The 7,998-nt window shown below is 58.6% G+C and carries 6 protein-coding genes and 1 pseudogene; 4 read left to right on the forward strand and 3 right to left on the reverse strand.

Annotated elements, in window-relative coordinates:
- Positions 1 to 112 precede the first annotated feature (112 nt).
- The 3 genes from NKJ15_RS15215 to NKJ15_RS15225 all read left to right on the forward strand — a co-directional run bounded on the left by NKJ15_RS15215 (position 113) and on the right by NKJ15_RS15225 (position 3,630).
- The gene (locus NKJ15_RS15215; RefSeq protein WP_352755420.1) at positions 113 to 1,030 is read left to right on the forward strand and encodes a pyocin activator PrtN family protein; all 918 of its coding nucleotides are present in this window, start codon (positions 113 to 115) and stop codon (positions 1,028 to 1,030) included.
- Between the two features lie 702 nt (positions 1,031 to 1,732).
- Positions 1,733 to 2,257: a YciE/YciF ferroxidase family protein gene (locus NKJ15_RS15220; protein ID WP_352755419.1), complete on the forward strand. Its 525-nt coding sequence runs from the start codon at positions 1,733 to 1,735 to the stop codon at positions 2,255 to 2,257.
- Between the two features lie 206 nt (positions 2,258 to 2,463).
- Positions 2,464 to 3,630, forward strand: a complete 1,167-nt coding sequence (locus NKJ15_RS15225) for a glycoside hydrolase family 1 protein (protein WP_023677857.1) — start codon at positions 2,464 to 2,466, stop codon at positions 3,628 to 3,630.
- Between the two features lie 139 nt (positions 3,631 to 3,769).
- On the opposite strand, the gene glf is transcribed toward NKJ15_RS15225, so the two are convergent.
- Complete coding sequence (glf, locus tag NKJ15_RS15230; protein WP_023677858.1) at positions 3,770 to 4,912, reverse strand: UDP-galactopyranose mutase; 1,143 nt, start codon at positions 4,910 to 4,912, stop codon at positions 3,770 to 3,772.
- 2 nt (positions 4,913 to 4,914) lie between these two features.
- Positions 4,915 to 6,087: a glycosyltransferase family protein gene (locus tag NKJ15_RS15235; protein ID WP_352816004.1), complete on the reverse strand. Its 1,173-nt coding sequence runs from the start codon at positions 6,085 to 6,087 to the stop codon at positions 4,915 to 4,917.
- A gap of 399 nt (positions 6,088 to 6,486) precedes the next feature.
- Here NKJ15_RS15235 and NKJ15_RS15240 point away from each other — a divergent pair, with 399 nt between their 5' ends.
- A complete protein-coding gene (locus NKJ15_RS15240) occupies positions 6,487 to 7,410 on the forward strand; it encodes a glycoside hydrolase family protein (protein WP_352473704.1) in 924 nt (307 codons plus the stop codon).
- A 233-nt stretch (positions 7,411 to 7,643) separates the two neighbouring features.
- Here NKJ15_RS15240 and NKJ15_RS15245 read toward each other — a convergent pair.
- Positions 7,644 to 7,998, reverse strand: a pseudogene (locus tag NKJ15_RS15245) (transcriptional regulator); the annotation flags it as partial.

Here is a 7,998-nt window from a genome sequence, read left to right on the forward strand (position 1 = left end):
TTCAGAAGAGGACATTGTTCCGGAGTAGAGCCCGCCGAACGGGCCTTGACCGTCGCAGAGATCAGCGTCATGGCGGGTCTCAATTCATCTCGCGAAAATCCTGCAGCGATGCGTGGGAAAGGCCAAGATCGCGGAAGATCGGCGCAAGGAAAACGGCCCGTGGACGCTCGCCGCTGCGCCGCTCCATTATAAAGTCCAACTAGCACTGGCCCGCTTCCTGGCCATCCGACGCGGCGACATACGGCGACATGTTGAAGTGCCGCGCATGGCATACTGCGACCGCTGCATGTCGTTCCTGGCAAGTAACAACGGCAAGCAGATGAAGCTACCAGCGCTCGGCGAAGCTGAAGTGGATTGTCGACGAGGCGCTGATCGCGGCGGCTGGCGCTCCGCATTGAGCCTTGTGCCTCACCGCACCACCGCAGTCACAAGGAACGCGACGGCCTCTCCGCTCGTTGATTGGTTTTCGAATCGAGCCGCCGTCATGAGGTTTCTAATATACGCCGGCCATCCTAAGGCTGACCTACGCCCAGAGTTACAAAAGTTGAACTTCATCACTCCTTCTGTCTGCCTGTTCAATTTGCCAGGCGCATCCCGCGCATTCAGACAGGAGAAAGATGATGAAACGTATCCTTTTGGCTTCGGCCGTGCTGGCGGTGTCGGCGGGGCTTTCCTTTGCCCAGACGACGAGCGGAACTTCGAGCGGAACCTCGACCACGACAACCATGCCCAGCACGACGGATCAGGGCACCGGCACGACGAGCAGCGGGACCAACATGTCCGGCGATCAGCGCACCGACACGACCACCACCAGCGGCACCACAAGACCGTGTGCAAGGATTATTTTTCCCACCTGACGCTCACCAAGTTCTTACGCAAAGTGAGCACTGGAGAAATTGAGCTTCCGCTAACCCGAGCAGAAGAAGCCAGAAGAGTGCCAAAGGCGTTCATCTCCAGCGACCTAGCTTCATACCTCGATAAGCGGCGCAAAATGGCACTGTCTGAAGTGCGCGCCTTCCGACGTAGCTAGCGCTCCCATGGCTCCTTTGCGCTTGGAGTTCAGCAGTCTCTAGATGACTGCAGGATGCTACCTCCCGTCCGCCATTCGTGCCCCCCTACCCCGAAATACGCCGACGGCTCGCGGGAACCCGCCAACTCCGAATTCCCGTTCGTGTCGAAATGGCAGAAAAGCGATGGAGGACTGCACGATGGACCCGCAAAACGACCCTTTCGAGATGTGCTGTCTTCTAATGGGGTCGTAAGCTGAGTTCGAAGCTATTGGACATGGTGTCAACAGCCTGAGGGTCGCCAAGGTCAGAGCGGCCGGCCGGCGCCCATCATTATGCGCGCGATCGCGATCTGCGCCTCGACCTTGGTGCCGGCAGGTGGCTCGCGTTACCTGCGGGCACATTAAGCGCTTCTCCAACCCTCTCGAACTCCGAGAAGAGATCGGAACCTTGATCAGGTGCGGGCAAAGGTCCGTTGCGAAAAATGCGGCCGCAAGGACTCGATGACAGCGGAAACCCTTCAGGCAGACGATCCTCATTCCGGAACTTCCGCAATGGAGCGCAGCCGAGATGCTCAAGCCGCTGCTGGCGCGGCGGACTGAAATCAGCGGTCAACCGACCGTCGCTCGACCTGTTGGCTGCCGCCGAGTCGTGGCGAAGGAACAACAAGAAGCTGGGCCAGTTAGACCATGCATGCGTCGATACAAATGAAACAGGAGATGACGATGGCGACGAAGAAAGGCTCTCAGGGCGGCTCCAAGGGTTTGGAAGACCTTTTCTATGATGGGTTGAAAGACATTTACTACGCTGAACGTAAGATCCTGACCGCGCTCCGGAAAATGGCAAAGGGCGCGGAGTCAGAAGAGCTGAAGGCGGCGTTCGAAAAACATCGTGACGAGACCGAAGGTCAAATCGAGCGCCTGCAGCAAGTTTTTGACGCATTTGGCAAGAGAGCCCAAGGGAAAACGTGCCCGGCGATCGACGGCATCATCGAAGAAGGACAGGAGATTTTGGAGGAATTCGAGGAGGCTCCGGCATTGGACGCGGGTCTCGTGGCTGCAGCCCAGTCCGTCGAACATTATGAAATAGCGCGCTACGGGACTCTTGTCACATGGGCCGGGTTACTTGGCTTGAAAGACGCCGTCCCGCTACTCGAACAGACGCTCAAGGAAGAAAAAGCAACCGATGAGGCGCTCACCCGACTAGGCGAAACAGGCGTCAACGAACGGGCGATGCAACAGGCCGCATAACTTCGGATCGAATCGACGCGACCGCGGCCCCCGGCAGACGGGATTGGAGCTTGGTTGTATTCGCCAATCCAGGCACACGTGTACACCGCAGCCGCCGAGCCGTCGACGTGGTGGTGGCCGACCGGTTTCGACTAGGCCACCGGAACTGACAATGGGGGACTGCGAATGCGATTACTTGCCCACGCCTTGGGCGACAGGATGTTGGTATGAACGAGGATACCGCTCGTCGGCCCACGGCAGGCTCTTCCGGGTTCGACAGCTTTTTCATGGCTGGTTTCGAGTGTTCCTCCCACAGGCGCGCCGACGGGGCCCGTCTTGATCTGATCCGCGCGACCTCACATGACATCCATGCACATGCCGACTATCGCCGTTGTGCCGAGCTTGGGCTTCGCACGATCCGCGACGGCTTGCGCTGGCACCTGATTGAAACAGCGCCCGGAGTCTTCGACTGGTCGAGTTGGACGTCGGCGATCGAAGCAGCCCAGGCGGCCGGGGTGCAGATTATCTGGGATATCTTCCACTATGGCTCGCCAGACCATATCGACCAAGGTGGCCCGGGGTTTATCAAGGCCTACGTCCGTTTCGCCGCGGAAGCTGTTCGGGTTCATCGCTCCGCTACCGGGGTGGCTCCCCTGGTGTGCCCGATCAACGAGATTTCGTTTTTTGCATGGGCTGTGGAGGTCGGCTATTTCCCCCGCGTCGGGCCGAACAAGCGTGGATGGTTCAAACGACACCTTGTCAGGGCAGCGGTCGCCGGCGTGAGGGCTATGCGGGAGGCCGAACCCGGCTGCAGGTTCATCTGGGCTGAACCGCTGATCCATATTGCTCCTCGTGACCGTACTCACCCCGAGCGGCGGCGCGCCGAAAATGCTCGCCAGGGCCAATTCGAGGCGTATGACATGCTGATCGGGCGCGTGGAACCGGAGTTGGGCGGCAGCGAGGACGTTGTGGACGTCATCGGCCTCAACTTCTATCCGCACAACCAATGGTACTTGAATGGCCCAACGATACCGATGGGGCACCACGAATACCGTGCACTTTCGGAATTGCTGGTCGAGGTCGCCGAACGATACAAGAAGCCGATGTTCATCGCCGAGACCGGCGCCGAAGGTTCAGGCCGGCCAGCCTGGCTTCACTACGTTTGCGACGAAGTGCGCGATGCGACGAGCCTCGGTGCACCTGTTCAGGGTATATGCCTGTACCCGGTGACGGCCTACCCAGGTTGGGACAATTCGCGCCACGCCGAAGTCGGCTTGTTCTCCACCATTCATGCGGACGGCTCGCGCACTGTTCGCAAGCCACTTGCGGACGAGTTGGAGCGCCAGCGCCAATCGTTCTTGGCGTTTGAGGAACAACAAGCAAGCGCGCTATAGCCTCGCTGATACGAACAGTGCGCGCTTTTCAGCTGCATCAACAGCACAGCATATCTAGAGCTGTTCGCCGAGAAGCCGAGAAACATCGTTGGTCTCTTTGGCCGTGGGTCGCCCGACGCCGGTCAGGCCGGCGCATCATTCACTCGGCCGCCTCGCGCTGCGTCGGCGTGACGAGCATCCCGTTTGCTGGCAGGCGTGTCTGAATGCGCCCGAACGTAGCCAATGCCTGGCCGACCACCTGATCCATATTGTAATAGCGATATGTTGCAAGACGTCCGACGAACCAGACCTCCGGGCACGCCGCGGCCAAAGCTTCGTATCGTTTGTACAAAGCCTCGTTTTCGGCCCGCGGCACCGGGTAATAAGGATCTCCGACGTCGGTGGGGTATTCGTAGGTGAGGCTGGTCTTCGGACTCTGCTGACCGGTCAGATGCTTGTACTCGGTGATCCGTGTGTATTTTTCCGTCTGCGGATAGTTGACGACGGCGACCGGTTGAAACTGCTCGCAATCAAGCGTCGTGTGCTCAAAGCGCAGCGAACGGTAGGGCAAGCGACCAAGCTTCCAGTCGAAATACTCGTCGATCGGACCGGTATAGATCATCTGCTGGAAGGGGATCTTGTCGCGAATTTCGCGGTAGTCGGTCTGCAGCATGATCTTGATCTTGGGACTATCCAGCATGCGCTGAAACATGCGCGTATACCCGCCTGCCGGCATGTTCTGGAAGCTGTCGCCAAAATACCGATCGTCGCGATCGGTCCGGGTCGGGACTCGCGCCGTCACTGACTTGCTCAACTGGGAAGGGTCGACACCCCACTGCTTCCTCGTGTAGCCGCGGAAGAATTTCTCGTAGAGCTCTCTGCCTACTGTGCTCACCACGACGTCCTCGGCGGTGCGGACTTCTTTAACCGTTTCGCGTCGGAAAGCGAAGAAGTCCTGCAGCTGCTCGGACGTCAATTCAAGGCCGTAGAGGCGGTTTATGGTGTCGAGATTAATCGGTATCGGCAGCAGCTTTCCATCGACAAGCGACAGCACACGATGTTCGTAAGGCCGCCATTGCGTGAATTGCGACAGATAGTCGACGATCGATTGGGCGTTGGTGTGAAAGATGTGAGGCCCGTAACGGTGAATTAGTATTCCCGCCTCGTCGTAGCAGTCATAGGCATTGCCGCCGACGTGATTTCGTCGGTCTACGATCAGGACGCTTTCCTGCCGTTGCGATGCGATACGCTCGGCCAGCACACTGCCGGCGAAACCGGCCCCTACGATCAACCAGTCGAACACGCTCACGCCCTCCTCAGGAATGGGACGACGCTCTTCATCGCATGGGCGCGCTCGATGTGGGCAGCCATCGCGCTCCAGGTCTTCTCCCAGGACATGTCGGCGAGGTAGGCGTCGGCCTTCTTCACCAGGAAATCGCGGGGGTGGGCCAGGATCGAGCGAAGCTTGGCCTCGATGTCCTCCGCCTCGACAATCTCGACAAGGCCTTCGACGCCGTAGGTACGCACAACGTCGACGATCGCCGTGGACAACACCGGCAGTCCTGCCGCAAGAAACTCGGGAGTCTTGGTCGGGCTGATGTAGCGGGTCGCTTCGTTGAGCGCGAACGGCATCCAGCCGGCACTCCAATGCCTGAGATAGTTCGGCAGGTCTGCATAGGACTTGCCGCCCAGCCAATGCAGGTTGCCTGCCGTGGGAAGGCTCGCCCGATCGATCTTGACGACAGGGCCGAGCATGACAAAATGCACGTCTGGCATTGCCGCAGCCGCATGCGCGATAAGTTCAAGGTCGAGCCGTTCGTCGATGACCCCGAAGTACCCCACCCTCGGGTGAGGTATGTCGGCCTGATGGAACGGGTCTTCACCTGGCGCCCTAGCCTGATGGAAATGGGTAACGTCGATGCTGCTCGGGAAGGGAAAGATCGCCCGATGCAAGCTGCGCTTGGCCTCGTAGAGGCTCTGCCCGCCCGTGAAGACGACATCGGCACGTTGCAACAGCGCCTTTTCCAACTGCGTCAACTCTGCGGGAGCGTCTTTGAACGCGGAGAGTTCATCCATGCAGTCGTAGACGCAGACGTCACAGGCGAGATGATCGCTGAAGCGTAGCGCCATGGGCGTGTAATACCAGGTCGTCAATCGGTCATGCGGCGTGGAGGCGAGGATCTGATCGACGAACCTGCGCTGGATTGCGTCCGCCCTGGTCGCGGAAGTACCAACTGGGATCAGCGGCGTCACTATTCTGATCTTGGGGGTAATATTGTGCACCCGCATCGAAGGGTGGCGCCTCTCATCGAAGATCGGCTCTTCGAAGTAAATTAGCTGTTGCTGTTTTGACGCCAGGGTCAGAATGTGTTGTGGTCTCTGATATACGAAGTTCCATCGGAGGTGTGAAAAGCAAATTAAAATAGACGGTTGTACAGGGTTTTTTGGTGTTTTGGCCCGGCCCGCCGCCATTTCCATGTAGATTATCCTTCGATATAGTTACAAAATGCCTCGACTAACAAAAGTCAATCGAGGCAGCTTTGACATGAAGTTCGCAGCCTTCTATATAACTTCCATCCCGATAAGTTGTTCCATAGCTCCAAACTGTCTCGGGCGAGACCAGCCGTCCGCTCCACTTGCGACGGCTCGACAGAGAAGGGGCGAGCCGGCCGCCCCCATTCGATCCACATGATGAAGCCCCTCGCGTCAGGTCGGGCTCCCCAAATGTGGCCCTTTGCCACAGAGCGGTTCAAATCCTTCAATCGTTCAACAACCGTTCATCAGCGGAGCTATAAATACGCTTGGAATCGATTCATCTGAGTCGCGCCGGTGGTTCATTTGAATGGAGACCGAGACGAATCGAGGGATGGCTGGCGAATGAAGATCGACTTTGAAACCAACGTCTTTCCATTGTTTCACCCGCAGGTTGTGGATGATCTGAAGGACCCTTGTCCGGTGTTCGACGGCACGCTCTGGCACGTCTTCGGCTCCAGCGGCACCGTCACAACAGAGAGCTGGAAAATCCTCCACGCCACAGCGCCGGATCTTTATGGACCCTGGACAGAGCACGAGGCGATCGTTTTGCCGGTAACCGGATCTGGCATTGCGGCGCCCGGCGTCATTCATGAGTGCGGCGTCTTCCACATGTTTATCCAGACCGAATTCATGAAGTCCGGCGGACGTTGCGAGCACGCGGTGTCCAATGACGGCTTTCATTGGGTGGTGCTCAATCCCGCGATATTGTCGCTGCCCGACACCGATGAGGACGGCATCTACGATCCCCACCCCGCAATCGTCGGAGGCAAGCGCTATATCGTCTATTCAGGCATGCCCAAATTCACCAGGGTGCCCCAGCCTGATGTCTATCTGGCGCGCAGCCAATCCGATTCCTGGTTCGGGCCATGGAAACGTCTCGGCAAGATACTCGATCATCTCGACGTGCCACATCACAATGCGCGCGAGCACCCCGATTACGAATGGGGGATCGAAGGCGCGCAGCTCGTCGAGCTGCCGGACGGTCGTGTGCTTCTCAACGCCACCTGCTTCCTCCCCGAAGGTCCGCGCGGCAGCCGGCAGCGCGTCTTCTTCGCCATCGCCGATGACGTCAAGGGTCCCTACGTTTCCGTTGGCCCCGTTCTCGACCCTGGTGAGCCCGGCGAGAATGGCCATTCGACGGTGATGATCGACGGCCGGCAACTGACCTTGTTCTACCAGAGCAGGCGTGAGGCTACGAACCATCGCTGGCGGTTCGGGTTGGCTAAGTGTGACCTGGATCGGCATATACTTTCGAGAGTTGCCTAGATGGTAAGTTCCGGCATTTGCCGGAACGGAGGATGCTCTGGCTGTTGGTTGGTGGGACGGATCCCTTTGTACTGGTGATTGAGGGTAGCAGGGGATTCGCAGCCAGTGGGCAAAGCTTGCGACGAGGGATCTATACACGTCAGGCAAGCCGGTCGCCTCATGGACGGCGGTGCCAGCTGCAAGCCTAGCCTAGCAATGAACTGTAACTGAGCGCAGCAACGCGGCCAGTCGATTCACGCGGTTTTGATCCTGAGCACAATGTCCTGATCGTAATTTCCAAAGCCCTTGCCGAAAATATTGATCCCGCCGGGGCGCTTGGCATCGTCCTTGACGCCGATACGGACGCGGATTGAATGATGGCTCTTCAGATCGAGTGCGGCGAGGCCGGTTTCGGAAATCCTGAGGCCGTCGACATAGGTGCCGTCATTGGCAATTCGCCAGTTCTTCAGCTTACCGTATTGCGAGCCCTTAAGCTTCCACCAGGTGGGCGTGAAGACGCCGCGCTTGTCGCCGAAATCCCCCGGCGACGTCCAGGTGCCGACATCGACGCCATTGATCGTCAGCGTGATGTCCGAGGGCCAATCGGCG

Origin of the sequence: Mesorhizobium sp. M0207 (assembly GCF_040321995.1) — a bacterium.
Classification (GTDB): Bacteria; Pseudomonadota; Alphaproteobacteria; order Rhizobiales; family Rhizobiaceae; genus Mesorhizobium.